This window comes from Ferdinandcohnia salidurans (genome assembly GCF_042680725.1).
GTDB lineage: Bacteria > Bacillota > Bacilli > Bacillales > Bacillaceae_L > Ferdinandcohnia > Ferdinandcohnia salidurans.
On the sequence record NZ_JBHUEK010000004.1, the window covers coordinates 331,770 to 347,206 of the forward strand.

Annotated in this window: 15 protein-coding genes and 1 riboswitch; of the genes, 9 read left to right on the forward strand and 6 right to left on the reverse strand. The window is 38.6% G+C overall.

Annotated features, from left to right (window positions below):
- The first annotated feature begins 71 nt into the window (after positions 1-71).
- Complete coding sequence (locus tag ACFSFW_RS02165; protein WP_388034802.1) at positions 72-1,883, forward strand: adenine deaminase C-terminal domain-containing protein; 1,812 nt, start codon at positions 72-74, stop codon at positions 1,881-1,883.
- Positions 1,884-1,958: 75 nt separating this feature from the next.
- Here the strand turns inward: ACFSFW_RS02165 and ACFSFW_RS02170 are convergent, their stop codons facing one another.
- Positions 1,959-2,843 carry a LysR family transcriptional regulator gene (locus ACFSFW_RS02170; RefSeq protein WP_388034805.1) on the reverse strand — a complete coding sequence of 295 codons (885 nt, stop codon included), beginning with the start codon at positions 2,841-2,843 and terminating at the stop codon, positions 1,959-1,961.
- 153 nt (positions 2,844-2,996) lie between these two features.
- Here ACFSFW_RS02170 and ACFSFW_RS02175 point away from each other — a divergent pair, with 153 nt between their 5' ends.
- Both ACFSFW_RS02175 and ACFSFW_RS02180 read left to right on the forward strand, forming a co-directional pair.
- A complete protein-coding gene (locus ACFSFW_RS02175; protein ID WP_388034808.1) occupies positions 2,997-3,686 on the forward strand; it encodes a CoA transferase subunit A in 690 nt (229 codons plus the stop codon).
- Positions 3,687-3,699: 13 nt separating this feature from the next.
- Complete coding sequence (locus ACFSFW_RS02180) at positions 3,700-4,359, forward strand: CoA transferase subunit B (protein ID WP_304219799.1); 660 nt, start codon at positions 3,700-3,702, stop codon at positions 4,357-4,359.
- Between the two features lie 54 nt (positions 4,360-4,413).
- Here ACFSFW_RS02180 and ACFSFW_RS02185 read toward each other — a convergent pair whose 3' ends face one another.
- Positions 4,414-5,625 (reverse strand): NupC/NupG family nucleoside CNT transporter, encoded by a 1,212-nt coding sequence (locus tag ACFSFW_RS02185; RefSeq protein WP_304219797.1) that lies wholly within the window; start codon positions 5,623-5,625, stop codon positions 4,414-4,416.
- 90 nt (positions 5,626-5,715) lie between these two features.
- Positions 5,716-6,408 (reverse strand): thermonuclease family protein, encoded by a 693-nt coding sequence (locus ACFSFW_RS02190; protein WP_388034813.1) that lies wholly within the window; start codon positions 6,406-6,408, stop codon positions 5,716-5,718.
- A gap of 359 nt (positions 6,409-6,767) precedes the next feature.
- Between ACFSFW_RS02190 and ACFSFW_RS02195 the strand changes: the two genes are divergently transcribed.
- The 5 genes from ACFSFW_RS02195 (at position 6,768) to ACFSFW_RS02215 (ending at position 12,188) form a co-directional block, all read left to right on the forward strand.
- Positions 6,768-7,070, forward strand: coding sequence for a metal-sensing transcriptional repressor (locus tag ACFSFW_RS02195; protein WP_099351538.1), 303 nt, complete (start codon positions 6,768-6,770; stop codon positions 7,068-7,070).
- A gap of 13 nt (positions 7,071-7,083) precedes the next feature.
- A complete protein-coding gene (locus ACFSFW_RS02200) occupies positions 7,084-9,480 on the forward strand; it encodes a heavy metal translocating P-type ATPase (protein ID WP_388034816.1) in 2,397 nt (798 codons plus the stop codon).
- A 90-nt stretch (positions 9,481-9,570) separates the two neighbouring features.
- Positions 9,571-9,780 carry a copper chaperone CopZ gene (gene copZ, locus ACFSFW_RS02205; RefSeq protein WP_388034874.1) on the forward strand — a complete coding sequence of 70 codons (210 nt, stop codon included), beginning with the start codon at positions 9,571-9,573 and terminating at the stop codon, positions 9,778-9,780.
- A 124-nt stretch (positions 9,781-9,904) separates the two neighbouring features.
- A complete protein-coding gene (locus ACFSFW_RS02210) occupies positions 9,905-11,410 on the forward strand; it encodes a YcdB/YcdC domain-containing protein (RefSeq protein WP_388034819.1) in 1,506 nt (501 codons plus the stop codon).
- A 160-nt stretch (positions 11,411-11,570) separates the two neighbouring features.
- Complete coding sequence (locus ACFSFW_RS02215; protein ID WP_388034877.1) at positions 11,571-12,188, forward strand: nitrite reductase; 618 nt, start codon at positions 11,571-11,573, stop codon at positions 12,186-12,188.
- A gap of 23 nt (positions 12,189-12,211) precedes the next feature.
- Here ACFSFW_RS02215 and ACFSFW_RS02220 read toward each other — a convergent pair whose 3' ends face one another.
- Positions 12,212-12,820 carry a TetR/AcrR family transcriptional regulator gene (locus tag ACFSFW_RS02220; protein ID WP_304219792.1) on the reverse strand — a complete coding sequence of 203 codons (609 nt, stop codon included), beginning with the start codon at positions 12,818-12,820 and terminating at the stop codon, positions 12,212-12,214.
- Between the two features lie 188 nt (positions 12,821-13,008).
- On the opposite strand from ACFSFW_RS02220, the gene ACFSFW_RS02225 reads away from it, so the two are divergent.
- Positions 13,009-13,767 carry an SDR family oxidoreductase gene (locus ACFSFW_RS02225; protein ID WP_388034822.1) on the forward strand — a complete coding sequence of 253 codons (759 nt, stop codon included), beginning with the start codon at positions 13,009-13,011 and terminating at the stop codon, positions 13,765-13,767.
- A gap of 97 nt (positions 13,768-13,864) precedes the next feature.
- Here the strand turns inward: ACFSFW_RS02225 and ACFSFW_RS02230 are convergent, their stop codons facing one another.
- Both ACFSFW_RS02230 and ACFSFW_RS02235 read right to left on the reverse strand, forming a co-directional pair.
- The gene (locus tag ACFSFW_RS02230) at positions 13,865-14,065 is read right to left on the reverse strand and encodes a Fur-regulated basic protein FbpA (RefSeq protein ID WP_304219790.1); all 201 of its coding nucleotides are present in this window, start codon (positions 14,063-14,065) and stop codon (positions 13,865-13,867) included.
- 81 nt (positions 14,066-14,146) lie between these two features.
- A riboswitch (SAM riboswitch) is annotated at positions 14,147-14,250 on the reverse strand.
- A 340-nt stretch (positions 14,251-14,590) separates the two neighbouring features.
- Positions 14,591-15,409: a VOC family protein gene (locus ACFSFW_RS02235; RefSeq protein WP_388034826.1), complete on the reverse strand. Its 819-nt coding sequence runs from the start codon at positions 15,407-15,409 to the stop codon at positions 14,591-14,593.
- Between the last annotated feature and the right edge of the window lie 28 nt (positions 15,410-15,437).

The following is a 15,437-nucleotide window of genomic DNA, read 5'->3' on the forward strand; positions in this document are numbered from 1 at the left end:
GCAATAGGATTGACAGTTCCGCTCTACTCTTATTAATATTATGTTATATAGACGATAGTAGATAAAACGTAATGGAATTGATATTGTGTAGAGGAGTGGGGAGTTTGAAGCTTAGGGCAAAAAGAAGTGAGCTAGTGGAAATAGCAAAGGGGAATATACCTGCTGATTTGTATATAAAAGGCGGGACAGTCATTAATGTGTATTCTGGTGAATTTTTAAAGCTAAACGTGGCTGTATATAAGGATAGTATCGCGTATGTTGGAGAAAGTGAAGCGATGGTTGGAGAACATACGAAGGTCATTGATGCTGAAGGAAAGTATGTGGCTCCTGGGTTCATTGAAGCACATTCTCATCCATGGGTCGTCTATAACCCTATTAGCATAACAAGCAAGGTGTTGCCACTTGGTACAACCACATCGGTCAATGATAATCTATTTTTCTATTTACATATGGGAGCGAAAGGCTTTAAGGACATGGTTTATGACTTAAAATCCTTGCCAGGAAATTTCCTTTGGCTTGTAAGACTTGTTTCACAGGCGGACTATCCGGGGGAACGTGAGTGGTATAACCATCGAGATATTCAAGAGTTACTTGCATTGGACGAAGTGGTAGGTTCAGCTGAAGTAACACGCTGGCCGCTCCTTTATAATGGCGATCCGTTTTTACTAGAAACAATGGAATATGTGAAAGAAATCGGAAAAGTATCTGACGGACATACGTCTGGTTGTTCATATGAAAAATTAAATGCGATTGTCGCGTCAGGTGTGACAGCATGCCATGAAGCAATCACGGCGAAAGAGGCATTAGACCGTCTTCGATTAGGCATGTGGACGACATTACGAAACAGTTCGCTTCGGCCAGATTTAGAAGAAGTGATTAAAATGATAACGGAAAGTAAGGTTAATACAAGTAGAATTGTGATGACAACAGATGGGCCTCATCCTGGCTTTATTGAAAGAGAAGGATTTGTTGATGGACTTGTTCGTCAAGCAGTTGAACTTGGTGTTCCAGTGATGGATGCGATTCAAATGGTGACAATCAATGCAGCGACCTACCTTCGCCTGGAAGATTACATTGGGGGCATTGCTCCGGGAAGAAAAGCAGACATACTCCTACTTCCTGACCTAGTTGACTTCCGCCCTGACTTAGTCGTTGCGAGCGGTGAGGTTGTTGCAGAAAATGGCCAATTATTGGCACCGATGCCGGAAGTAGACTGGACAAAATATGTGGTAAGAGAAGCATTTGAATTTCCGAAATCTGTTCTTGAAAATCTAGAACTCTATCAATATCCACATCCAGATGAAAATGAACCATTACCTGTTTCATATTTTAAAAGTAATGTCATTACCACTAGGAAGGATACCATCCTTCCATCTGTGAATGGTTTTGTGGATCTTTCAGGTCATGAAGGTCTAATGTATTCAGCATTGATTGATCGTAGAGGAAATTGGGTCAGTAGAGCAGTCCTAGAAAGATTTGCTGTTACCCTTGATGGGATGGCTTCAACGTACAATACGACAACGGAATTACTTGTTGTTGGAAGAAACCCTCAAGCGATGGCAAAAGCAGCATCAAGGGCTCATGAAATTGGAGGGGGTATTGTCATCGTAGATGGTGATGACATTATCCTTGAAATTCCTTTACCACTTACAGGTATGATGACTACGAGCCCGTCATTCGATAAAGCAGTCCAATACCATGATGAGTTGCTTCAAACCTTGCAGGAACGAGGATTCCCATTCCATGATATACTTTATACTTTATTGTTCTTAACCTGCGACTTCCTTCCAGGATTACGCTTGGTACCATATGGGCTTTATGAAGTGAAGAAGGATGCTATTTTATTGAAGGCTGAAACGTTCGGGACAGAGGTAACGAAGTAGTGAAAAAAAGAAACCTACAAACACTGAAATATAAATGTTTGTAGGTTTTTTTGTTTGGGTTAAAAGGATGCCTAATTAATGATTATGAAACTCATCAACAAGAAACTTGAGCAGAGCCCTTACTGCGAAAGATTGGTACCTGTCTTTTTTTGTAATGACAACAAGCTCCCACATTGGTGGTGATTTGAGTGGAATCCTGTTTATTTGAGTTTCATCCATTTTTGAATATATGGATTTCGGTAAAAGAGTAACCCCCAGTTGCGCAATCACAAGTTCCGTTATCAAGTCCCATTGTGAACTCACATAAGCAATTTTAGGAGTGAAACCAGCATTTTGACATTGTTGAATAATCAAATTATGTAAAGCAAATTCTTGATTAAAAAGAATAAAAGATTCATTTTCTAGTTGTTCTAGTTTTACAGAATTCTCATTAGCTAATTGGTGTGTGGGATGAGTGAAAAGCATAAATTCTTCTTTGATAAAGGGGTCAACCAAAAATTTACTGTGGTCAGTTGGATTTACTACAATTCCCACGTCAACTTGCCCCTCATCTACCAAATGTTCAATACGTTTAGCACCAAGTTCGATTAATTCTAACGACACTTGCGAATGCTGCTTTCCAAATTTCTGCGCAATGGTTGGAAAGAAGAGTGTCCCAATTAAGGGGGGGATCCCAATTTTAATATTTCCGGTAGGTAGATTAATAAGGTCGTCTAATAAGGTATGAAGTTCATTTGTGGCACCTAGAATTTTAGTCGCTTGCTTATAGACAAGTTTACCAGCATCAGTCAATACTAATTTTCGAGTGGAGCGTTCGAATAGTTCAACGTTAAGATCTGTTTCTAATTTTTTGATGGATTTACTTAAGGTTGGTTGAGAAATGTAGGTGTTAACTGCTGCTTTTGTAAAACTACCGTAATCAACAACTTCCATAAAATAGCGTAAATCTTTTAGCTCCATAGATGCCTCCTTTTATTTCGTTTTGGAATAAAGTTTATTCTTATTATTCATTTTACGGATAAATTGGATTGTTGTAAAATTTTATTAAGAAGATATTGAAAATTAAGAAATAAAGGATGCAGCTCAAATTTCGTATTTTAGGAGGGTAAATAAATGAAAACTATATTTAATAGTTTTGAAGATGCTGTAAGCGCTATCAAGGATGGGATGACCTTAATGGTAGGTGGATTTGGCCTTGTTGGAATTCCTGAAAATCTAATCATTGGCCTACGGCAGGCGAATGTAAAGGATTTAACAGTGATTTCGAATAACTGTGGAGTAGATGATTGGGGACTTGGAATCCTTTTGCAAAATAAACAAATCAAAAAGATGATTTCCTCTTATGTGGGGGAAAACAAGGAGTTTGAAAGACAGGTGTTAAGTGGCGAATTGGAGGTTCAGCTAGTGCCACAAGGATCATTAGCAGAGAAAATTCGGGCTGGTGGTGCGGGGATTCCAGCATTTTATACCCCAGCAGGAGTTGGTACGCCAATTGCTGAGGGACGCGAAACAAGAGAGTTTAATGGAAAAGAATACTTATTAGAAGAAGGATTAACCGCTGATTTTAGTTTAGTTAAAGCATGGAAAGCAGATAAATTAGGAAATCTAGTCTATCGACAAACAGCACAGAACTTTAATCCAATCATGGCTGCAGCTGGGAAATACACGATTGCAGAGGTAGAGGAGATCGTAGAGGTTGGCGAACTCGATCCTAACGAAATTCACACACCGAGCATTTATGTTCAAGGACTTATTGTAGGTAAGCATGAAAAACGAATTGAACGTTTAACAGTAAGAGATTAGGGGAGGTAGAACGATGTCGAATTACGTGAGAGTGAAGATTGCGCAAAGGGCTGAGCAGGAAATTCAGGACGGCAATTATGTGAATCTGGGAATTGGTATGCCAACAATGGTGGCAAATTATATTGCGGACAATAAACATGTGGTTTTACAATCAGAAAACGGATTATTAGGAATTGGGCCTTATCCTTCAGAGGAAGGGGTTGATCCTGACCTTATCAACGCAGGAAAAGAAACAGTCACGGCGATGAAGGGTGCTAGCTTTTTTAGCAGTGCCGAATCTTTTGCGATGATTCGCGGTGGACATATTGATATTGCAATTTTGGGCGGAATGGAAGTGGCTGAGAATGGAGATTTAGCCAACTGGATGATTCCTGGCAAGATGATTAAAGGCATGGGTGGTGCCATGGACTTAGTTCACGGTGCCAAAAAGACGATTGTCATTATGGAGCATGTGAATAAGCATGGTCAGCCAAAAATATTGAAGAAATGCAGCCTACCACTTACTGGTCAAAAAGTAGTAGATCGTATTATCACAGATCAAGCCGTTATGGATGTCACAGAGAATGGCTTAAAATTGGTTGAGGTAGCGAAAGGCTATAGTGTTCAAGAGATAGTTGAAACTACTGAAGCTGAATTGATCATAGCAGATGAAGTAAAACTTGATGCATTTTAGACATATGATTAACGCAAAAAGGATAAGGTAACCCCTTATCCTTTTCCTAATATTTTATATAAACATCCCTGCAATAGCAGCGCTTAGTAAGGAAGCAAGCATTCCAGCAGCAACTGATCGTAATCCCAATTTTGCAATATCCGATCGTCGTGAGGGTGCTAGTCCACCTAATCCACCAAGCAGAATGGCCATCGAACTTAAATTTGCAAAACCGCATAATGCAAAACTGACAACGATGACTGTTTTTTCAGAAAGTTCCGGAATTTGAGGGGCGAAATAAGAATAAGCCACAAATTCATTTAGTACAAGCTTCTGACCTATAAAGCTTCCGGCTGTGATTGCTTCTGCCCATGGTACACCCACGGCAAATGCAATCGGTGAAAAAATGATTCCTAAGATGCTTTCAAGACTCAAAGCATTATAACCAAATATACCCCCAAGTCCACTTAAAATCCCGTTTATTAACGCAATGAGTGCAATAAAGGCGAGTAACATGGCCCCTACATTCAAAGCTAGTTGTAAACCATCACTTGCCCCTCGGGCTGCAGCATCAATTACGTTAGTAGATTCAGAATCTTTTTGCATTTCATAATCCTTTATGTTGGAATGCTCGGTCTCAGGCATAATAATCTTTGCTAATATCAGGCCTGCTGGTGCAGCCATGAAACTTGCAGCTAAAAGGTATTCTAAGGGGACACCTAAGAGGGCATACCCTACAAGGACAGAACCTGCAACTGAAGCAAGTCCACCTGTCATAACAGCAAAGAGTTCCGAGTTGGTCATTTTTGCTAAGTAAGGACGAATGACCAAAGGTGCTTCTGTCTGGCCAACGAAGATATTTGCAGCTGCAGACATAGATTCAGTCATGGAAGTTCCTAATAACTTAGATAATGCCCCTCCGATGATCTTGATGAACCATTGCATAATCCCAAGATAATAGAGGATTGAGATTAAAGAAGAAAAGAAGATAATAATCGTTAACACGTGTATTGCAAAAATAACACCAAATTCATCTGTATTTGAAAGCGATCCAAATAGAAAAGAAATTCCTTCATTAGCGTAGTTAACAATATCTTGAACTCTCATTGATATCCATTTAAGCGCGGCTCTTCCTGTCTCCCATTTTAAAACAATAAAAGCAAAACTCAATTGGATTAGTAAACCAATCAGGATTGTTCGAGGATTAATACTACGCCTGTTACGTGATATTAAAAAGCCTATCCCAAGTACAACCAAGATTCCAAATATCCCCCAAAGTATGTTCATTAAATCACCTCTAATGGTAGATTTATCATCTTTGCTAAAGAATATACGAAATAATAGTTGTCTTAGGATAGGCTTTTTGCTTTATTTTCTTTAATGTGTTACAGCGTCTAAATTGTACGGCTGATCATAACCTGCATATCCAGGAATGGACCATACGCCGATTTTTGCATTTTTCGCTTGCTCCATCGCGGCAATATAATCATCGAGATACTTTTTGTCTTCATAAATATATCTTACTGTATGAAGACCTTCTTTTAACATTGTCTCTTGAATATTTTCTCCTGTTGGCAAGAACCCATAGACGAGAAGGCGATCGTATTTATCGCGACTATCACCTTTACCTAACTCAAGAACAATTTCTTTTCCTTCCACTAAATCATTTAAATAGTCACGCGCTTCTTCTGCGTATGGCATTGGTCCGCCTTTAATTTCGCTAGAATCTACAAGTAAAAATCTGAGCGATTCTTTTTTACCATTAACCATCGCCTTACAAGTATCTCCGTCATAACAAGATTCTACATGAGCTGTTACAACTTTGTCTTTGTTAACTTCAGCGGGTAGCTTCGTAAGGACTTCAGTTAGATTTTTGATTTCTCCAGCGAACTCAGCGGCATTACCAACTGCATCGCTCAACTCATCTAATTCCTTTGAACCGACAATTTCGTTAGCTTGCTCAACCTTGTCGGCTAGTTCTTGGATTCCTTTTATATCAACGGTATCTGAACAAGCGGATAGGATCGATATACTAATTAATACTAATAATGTTTTTACTAAATTCTTCATTGTTTCTCCCTTTGCTAACTTATCTATATTACTAATAAATCATATGTAGGATCACGAAAATTTCAAGGGTTGAATTTACCGAACAAGATAGGAATGACCTTTTTAAAAAGTCACAAAATATACATTTGCATACAATAGGGGGGTATCGTACACTCTACTTATAAAGAAAAAACGAAATTGATAAATTCATGACAATATTAATAATGGGCTTACTTAACCTGCTTTTTTCAAAAATTAAAACCTACTATGTCTATTCACGTAAATAAAAAGTTAATTTGCTAATTTTTATAAATCTTTTTTATTGACTTGAATACTATAGGGGGGTATAGTAAGGATATAAAGTAAAGGAAGTGATTGATTTGGATAAATTTTTACATGAGCACCCGAGTCAACCAAGAACAAAAGACGAAAAGCAAGCTATTGTTAACCGTTTAAAACGAATCGAAGGTCAGGTTCGCGGCATTCAGAAAATGGTTGAAGAAGATCGTTATTGTGTAGATATTTTAGTACAAATAAGTGCCATCCAATCTGCATTAAAGCAAACTGGGTTTACAATCACAGAACGCCATATGAAACATTGTGTCAGTGATTCAATTAAGAATGGGGAAGGCCAAGAAGCGATTGACGAGTTAATGACTGTTTTAAAACAGTTCTCGAAATAAGGGGGTATTGATGATGAGTGAGGCACAGCGTGCAATGCAACATACAACACTTGGTGTAACGGGAATGACGTGTGCTGCCTGTTCCAACCGTATTGAAAAACAGTTAAATAAAATGGACGGGGTGGAAGCGCAGGTTAATTTAACAACGGAAAAAGCAACCGTTAATTTTGACCCAGGAAAGATTTCGCTCGAGGATATTACTAAGAAAATTGAAAATATCGGATATGGCGTTGTCATGGAAAAAACAGAACTCGATGTTTTTGGGATGACATGTGCTGCCTGTTCTAATCGGATTGAGAAGGTTTTAAATAAACAACAGGGTGTAAAGCTGGCAACGGTCAACTTAACAACTGAAAGTGCTGCAATTGAATACAACCCAGGGATGATTGATGTCAAAGACCTGATTGAGAAAATACAGAAGTTAGGCTATGACGCGAAACCAAAGGCAGAAGCTGAGGAAAAACAAACCTACAAAGAAAAAGAGCTTCAATCTAAAAAAACGAAATTAATTATATCGGCCCTGCTTTCAGCGCCGTTATTAGTAACGATGCTTGTTCATTTATTTGGAATGAACGTACCGGCTATTTTTATGAACCCATGGTTTCAATTTGCATTAGCAACACCGGTTCAATTTATTATCGGCTGGCAATTTTATGAGGGTGCCTATAAGAACCTTCGAAATGGTGGAGCCAATATGGATGTGCTTGTCGCATTAGGTACGAGTGCAGCGTATTTCTACAGTTTATATGAAGCAATAAAAACAATTGGACATCCGCATTATATGCCACATTTATACTTTGAAACGAGTGCAGTTTTAATTACATTGATTTTATTCGGTAAGTTTTTAGAGGCAAGAGCAAAGAGCCATACAACAAATGCGATTTCCGAATTGTTGAATCTGCAAGCGAAAGAAGCACGTGTGATACGAGATGGAAAAGAAGTCATGATTCCTGTTGAGGATGTTGTTGTTGGAGATCGTGTCCTTGTAAAACCAGGTGAAAAAATACCTGTAGACGGTATCGTTGTAAAAGGAAGAACGTCAGTTGATGAATCAATGCTTACAGGTGAATCGATTCCAATTGAAAAAGATCCAGGTGCAAAACTAATTGGATCTACAATTAATAAAAACGGCGCTATTGAAATGGAAGCAACAAAAGTTGGGAAAGATACAGCTCTTGCATCTATCATTAAAGTAGTGGAGGAAGCGCAGGGCTCAAAGGCGCCAATTCAACGTCTAGCTGATGTGATTTCAGGTTATTTCGTTCCAATTGTTATCGGTATAGCAATTTTAACCTTTGTGATTTGGATTGCTTTTGTGGAGCCAGGTCAATTTGAGCCTGCATTAGTCGCAGCGATTGCCGTACTTGTGATTGCATGTCCGTGTGCCTTAGGTCTTGCCACTCCAACATCCATTATGGTTGGAACAGGTAGAGCGGCTGAGAGCGGGATCTTATTCAAAGGTGGAGAACACTTAGAACGTACACATCAAATTGAAGCAATTGTTTTAGATAAAACCGGAACAATCACAAAAGGTAAACCAGAAGTTACTGATTTTACGGGTGACGATGAAGCATTGCAATTATTAGCTAGTGCAGAAAAAGGTTCAGAGCATCCACTTGCAGAGGCAATTGTTGCCTATGCAACAGAGAATGATATCGAATTTTTAGAGGTTGACGATTTTAGAGCCATACCCGGCCATGGTATCGAAGCAAGAATTTCTGGAAAACACATTCTGGTGGGAAATCGAAAATTAATGATGGATCATCTCATTATTACTACTGGTTCTGAAGAGCAACTAGTTCAATATGAAACACAGGGAAAAACAGCCATGTTGATTGCAATTGATGGCGAATATCGCGGAATGATTGCCGTGGCTGATACGATCAAGGAAACAGCGCCAGATGCGATTAAGCAATTAAAAGAGATGGGTATTGAAGTCATTATGCTAACGGGTGATAACGAAAGAACTGCACAAGCGATTGCGAAACAAGTTGGAATCGATCAGGTAATCGCACAAGTGTTACCTGAAGAAAAAGCTGACAAAGTGAAAGAGCTTCAGGCTAAAGGCAAAAAGGTTGCCATGGTTGGGGATGGTGTAAATGATGCACCTGCTCTTGTCACAGCAGATATCGGGATTGCCATTGGCACAGGTACAGAAGTTGCAATCGAAGCTGCTGACTTAACAATTCTTGGTGGGGAGCTATTGCTGATTCCGAAAGCCATTAAAATTAGTCACGAAACAATTAAAAATATCCGTCAAAACCTATTCTGGGCTTTCGGATACAATGTAGCTGGTATTCCGGTCGCTGCGATTGGATTACTTGCACCATGGATTGCCGGTGCTGCAATGGCATTGAGCTCAGTAAGTGTTGTTTCAAACTCACTTCGTTTAAAACGAGTGAAATTATAAGAATAGTGCTTGGCTTCAGCAGACGATTTTTGTCTCGAGCCGATTGAGATAGTACTAGACACTCTTCCATTTAAAGGAGGTGAAAACATCATGGAAAAGAAAACATTAGACGTACAAGGCATGTCATGCGGTCACTGCAAAGCAGCAGTCGAGGGCGCATTGAAAAACTTAGATGGCGTATCAGTTGCTGAAGTTCACTTAGAAACAGGTAAAGTAGATGTTACTTACGATGAATCTAAAGTAAGCGTAGATGCTATGAAAGAAGCAATTGAAGAAGAAGGCTATGATGTTGTAGCATAAAATTACATTACACAGTAAGGGAGTTCGTGGTTAGACATGAACTCCCTTTTTGGGACAAGGGGACAGGTACATCGTCCCAGCTTGGAACAATGTACCTGTCCTACTGTACGAAAGGAGGAATATAATGAACAAATTGATGGAGAAGTTGCAGGGATTTTTGCCTGTAAGAGCGTATGATCAAGTTTCGGAGTATGAAGACGAAATTTTTGATATTTATGATACAAGTACAGATGAAGTTATCGGAAGCTATTCACTGAATGAAAAGGGAGAGTTAGTGAGCTATTCGTTAGTGGATGATGCACCTGAGGGAACACTCAAGAAAGAAGAATTAACGGAGATTGCGAAAAAATTCGTTGACACCTTTTTCCCAGGGCAGCAAGAATACGAGTTTTCGGGAATCCTAGATTTAGATAATCCCTACATGGTGACGTATGAAAAAAGAGATGAGAAGTATGGTTTGTTTATACATAGCACTGGTTTTACAATAACTATTTCGACTTCAGGTCAAATCATGAGTTTTTACAGTACAGATGAAGACTATGAGATTCGTTATGCTGATATCGTTGTCTCTGAAGAGGAAGCTTTGGAAACATACATCGAAGGTCTAGACTTCGAGTTGAATATTCAACAATTTGATCATGAAGTTTATAAAAATGGAGATAACAATTACCACCTATCTTACAGTGTGATTGAGCAGGTTATGGAAATCCCTGTTGACGGGTCTGTGTCACCAAGTATAAGAGAAGAGTATCCAACGGATTTGACCATAGTAAAACGAGAGTCACCTGATCAGGATGTATATGAACTAGTCGGTCTAACATCTGATTATACACTTTTAGATAAGCAGGTAGTGGATGGGAAACGGATTGAAGTCTGGTCCAAGCAAGTCTCTGTAGATTCGTATTCTTTTGATATGGAAGAAGAGTCCAATCATGTGGTCAGGCTTTGTTTTGATGAGAAAACAGGGTGCCTTTTACACGTTAAAAATGGAGAAGAACATGATAATAGTGGGGAAGAAATTGGCTTAGAGAATGCGCAAGAGCGGGCAATGAGTTTGTTGTTTAAACAGTTTCCTGATGCTCATGAACGATTTAGACTGGAGGTCTTTGAAACGGAAAATGATAAATTCGATGATGTGTTTGAGGATGATATTGAAGAGATTGAGGGAGAAGAAGCATTTGAGCTTGAAGAAGATGTTGATGAGGATGGAATTTTTGATGAGGAGTTACATGATTGGGATGAGGTATACATTGAAGTTGAAGAAACCTACACCTTCTATGTTCATTTATTCCATCAAGGTCTGCGAGTTACTAACCATGTGACAATAATCCAGGTTGGTAGATATACAGGAAATATAACTCATTTCAACTTGGACGTACCATCCCTCGAACTATATAACAATCTACCGATCAAACCCGATATTTCAGTTGATGAGGCAAAAGAAATCTATAAAAGGCATTTGAAAATGGAACGAATGTTTATCCGTGAGTATGATGAAGACGGGCAGTCCATTTATACTCTTGCTTATGTAGCAGATTTTCCAGATACAGTTGGTCACGTCCGTGCCATTGACGCAACCAGTGGGAAAGCGATGTATGTGGATGTTGGTGACGCCACTTTTATTAGGTGATTTTTGTAAAGCAGCCCCTAGTGGTTGCTTTTTTGGTTTGTTCAGGTGTTAAAATCAGTTTACATACATTAGGGGGGTATAGTAAACTAGGGATACAAATAGTCTATAAATATAAAGTGATATATACCTGCCGGGTGTATTAAATAGGGGTGTGTTTATGATGGGAGACGATGTGAAAAAAATTAAGATTGCCATAAATGGAGGCATTGGCTTTGGTGCAAAACTGAAAACGAAGCAACTTGTGGCCATTTCTAAATATATGAATGAAGATGAGGAGCTTGAATTGACGACATTTCAACAGCTCTACATCGAAATCCCTGAAGATCAAAAGGAAGAAATCATGGAAGAATTCGAGCGGGTGGGGTTAACTTGTTTTCCAGTCGGAAATTTCGTTAAGAGTTTAAGAACGTGCAATTTTTGCAAGGGGGAAGAGGAAGAAGGCATGCCGGTTGCAAAAGAGATCAATCGTCGTATTGCTGGGAAGCCTGTCCCATTTACTCTTAAGGTGGCATATACGGGGTGCCCGGTTGGTTGCGGTGAGCCGTTGGTTAACGATATCGGGATTATGAAAATGAAAGACCACTATGATTTATATGTTGGTGGGAAAGCAAAAGGAAAGGATGCTGAGGTAGGTACCTTATTGCAGGAGAACCTCACACCAGACGAGCTCTATGATTCTATCGAAAAAATCATTTCTACATATGCAGAACAGGGTAAAAAGCGGGAGCAATTTTATAAATTCGTTAAGCGAAGAGGGAAGGAAGAACTTATTAAGTAAATAGGTGGGACCCTCTGTCCCATCTATTTTTTTATCACTGGTTTCACAACAGAATCAGCCCGATTGTATTTGATTATTTCGAGGAGTTGTTCTGCCATGAATTGCGGACTGTATTTAAACCCGCCATTAATCCATTCAACGACCATCCCTAATATTGCATATGCTTGGTAATTTGCGTGAATCTCTCTATCAATTTTAGAATTGGTGAGTGCGTCATGCAAGTCAGTTAAGACGAGATCCTTTAAGACAGTACAGAACTTATTTTGAAAGCCTGTTAAAGTGTTTGTCTTGACGATATGCGAATAAAACTTTGCGTATTTATAGACATGGTCAAATATTTTTACCGCGGACGTAGATAGTTTTTTAATTTCTAAAACTTCAACGCCTTTATATGGTTCACGATAAGATTCAATCAAATCGGTGATCACTTCATCCATAATCTCATGCAGAATATCTTCCTTATATTGAAAATGCTTATAAAATGTACCCCGATTTAGATCCGCAACTCGTACAATATCTGATATCGAGATCTCCTTTAAATCTTTTTCATTCATTAAAGATAGTAAAGCATCTTTCATTGCTCGTTTTGACTTCACAATTCTTCGGTCAAGATAGTCATTATTACTAGACATAAACATCCTCCCATGTTTTATAAAACAAAAATACTAGACAAAATCATATATTTTTGTTCATTAGTGAACACTTAGTCATGGTTTTGCTGATTGTAAGCGTATTATTCATCTTATTATACTATAGGTAGTTGTTGATTAGTGAACAACTGTTTATTAAAATGCATTCTATCATATGTGGAGGAATGAACATGAGACTAGAGAATAAAGTAGCTGTTGTTACTGGTGCCGCTTCTGGTATGGGAAAATCGATTGCAATCCTGTACGCAAATGAAGGGGCAAAAGTAGTGGTTTCTGATATTAATATTGAAGCTGCTAAAGCAACTGTTGATGAAATTAAGGCAATTGGCGGAGAAGCTATCGCTGTTATGACCAATGTTGCAAAAGAAGAAGACATTCAACACTTAATTAATTCTGCTGTAACGAAGTATGGAACAGTAGATATTTTAGTAAATAATGCAGGAATTATGGACAACTTTGAACCAGCTGGGGAAATTGAAGACGAGAAATGGGAAAGAATTTTTGCAGTCAATACAACGAGCGTGATGCGTGCAACACGTAAAGTACTGCCAATCTTTTTAGAGAAAAAGGCTGGGGTTATTATCAACGTTGCTTCTGCAGGCGGACTTCAAGGGGCAAGAGCGGGTGCTGCCTATACAGCTTCTAAGCATGCGGTTGTTGGATTCACGAAAAACACAGGATTCATGTATGCGCAAAGTGGGATTCGTTGTAACGCGATCGCACCAGGAGGTGTTGAGACAAACATCAGTGCCTCAATGACTGGCAGAAGTGATTTTGGAATGGGCCGTATCATGCCAGGATTGGCCCTCAATCCACGTACAGGAAAACCAGAAGAAATCGCTAGTATCGCACTATTCCTTGCTTCAGATGACGCAAGTTTTGTCAACGGAACAGTTATCACCGGAGATGCAGGTTGGACCGCGTATTAAGAAATGCAAAAAGCTTGGGCCACATATGGTGATCCAAGCTTTTTTGCATATTTAATAATTTAACTCAAGATTAGGTCCTGGAGAAAATAGATAAGATTTAAAAGTTTTTCCAACGTATCGAACCATAACCAGTATGTGGGTGTCCTTTAGATTGTACTTTAAAATATTCATGTTCTAATTCGGGCAGGGATAATTCAAATAGATGTTTTCCATCCTTTTTATATTGATTACACTCAATTAGTTTCCGAATGATCTCATTTTTACGTTTCTCATCAGCATCTTTTAATAAGGCCATCATCATAACTCTCCTTTCGTAATTGGCTTTTTAGAAGACCCAATAACAAGATAAGAAGAGGCTTTTTTATGATTAGGATAACCTCACTTATCTTTCAAGCTTGTTAGCTTGCAGGATTTAGCACAGTATTCAACGAATCTGTTGCTGAGGTTTCTCAGGGCCAGCCCCTCCACCTCTCTTGATAAGTTTTATTAATTTTTACAATTGAAACACCTTATATACAGTTTAAACTTATTATTCATATGTGTCTACTTGTATTTAAAGTGGAGTGCAAAATGTAATGAATCCGTAATAAAAACGATGGTAATAACTATTAATATAAAATCACTATTAAATGGAAAAAAGAGACATGGTTCATAACCTTACTAGGCTAATGAACCATGTCTCTCAATCCCATAATATGATTTTTAGTTGATTACCAGAAGGGTCCTCTGTCGCAATGACCTCATTTTCTTCTGTGAATGTAAACCCAAACCGTGTTAAATCTGATTTTGCTTGCATATATTCTTCTTTCGTAAAATGAACCTCCTAATAACGCAATCCTAGAGCGTTATTAGGAGGTGTAGGTAAACCCTCGCCAGCCCAAGTGTTCATTCCGATGTGATGGTGATAATCATCTTTTGACACGAATAACATTTGGGAATCTTGAGATACGACATTGAATCCTAAAGCATCCACATAGAATTTATGTGATTCCTCGATACTGGACACTTGTAAGTGCATATGTCCTAATCTCGTATTACTGGATAAACCTTTCCATTCTTTACCGTTAATTTCAGAAAGTAAACCTTTGACATCTAACTCGTACGTTCCGCCTACATATCCGCCTTCGTTATCCTCAAGCCAAAGGTCTGGATTTCTGTCTACATAGATTTCAATTCCGTTAAGATCAGGGTCCGCAAGGTAAATTGCTTCACTATACTGATGATCAGACACACCCTGGAGCGGGTACTCTGAATCTATTAAATGTTGTAACGTTAAGGCCAGTTCTTCTCTGTTTGGCACTAATATGGCGAAATGAAACAAACCTGTGGTTCTCATTGGTCTTTCAACAAATGAGCTTTCCTCAATTAATGTTAAAAGAGGAGTTTCTCCATCAGTTGCTAATTTCGCGGTATTTCCGTTCTTTTCTAATAATTTTAAACCTATGATATCTTGATAAAATTTTAGTGAGTTATCTAAGTTAGAAACTTGTAGTTCAACGTAGCCAAGTCTTGGCTCCATTTCACCGGTATAATTTAATAATTTTTCATGATTTTTTTCCCAAGGTTTGAATACTAGAAGTGGGATAGCTAAGACAATCAATAAAATAGTAGTTAGCCAAATCAAGTTCTTTATGTTTTTCATATGTTGACCTCATAAAAATAATAGAATA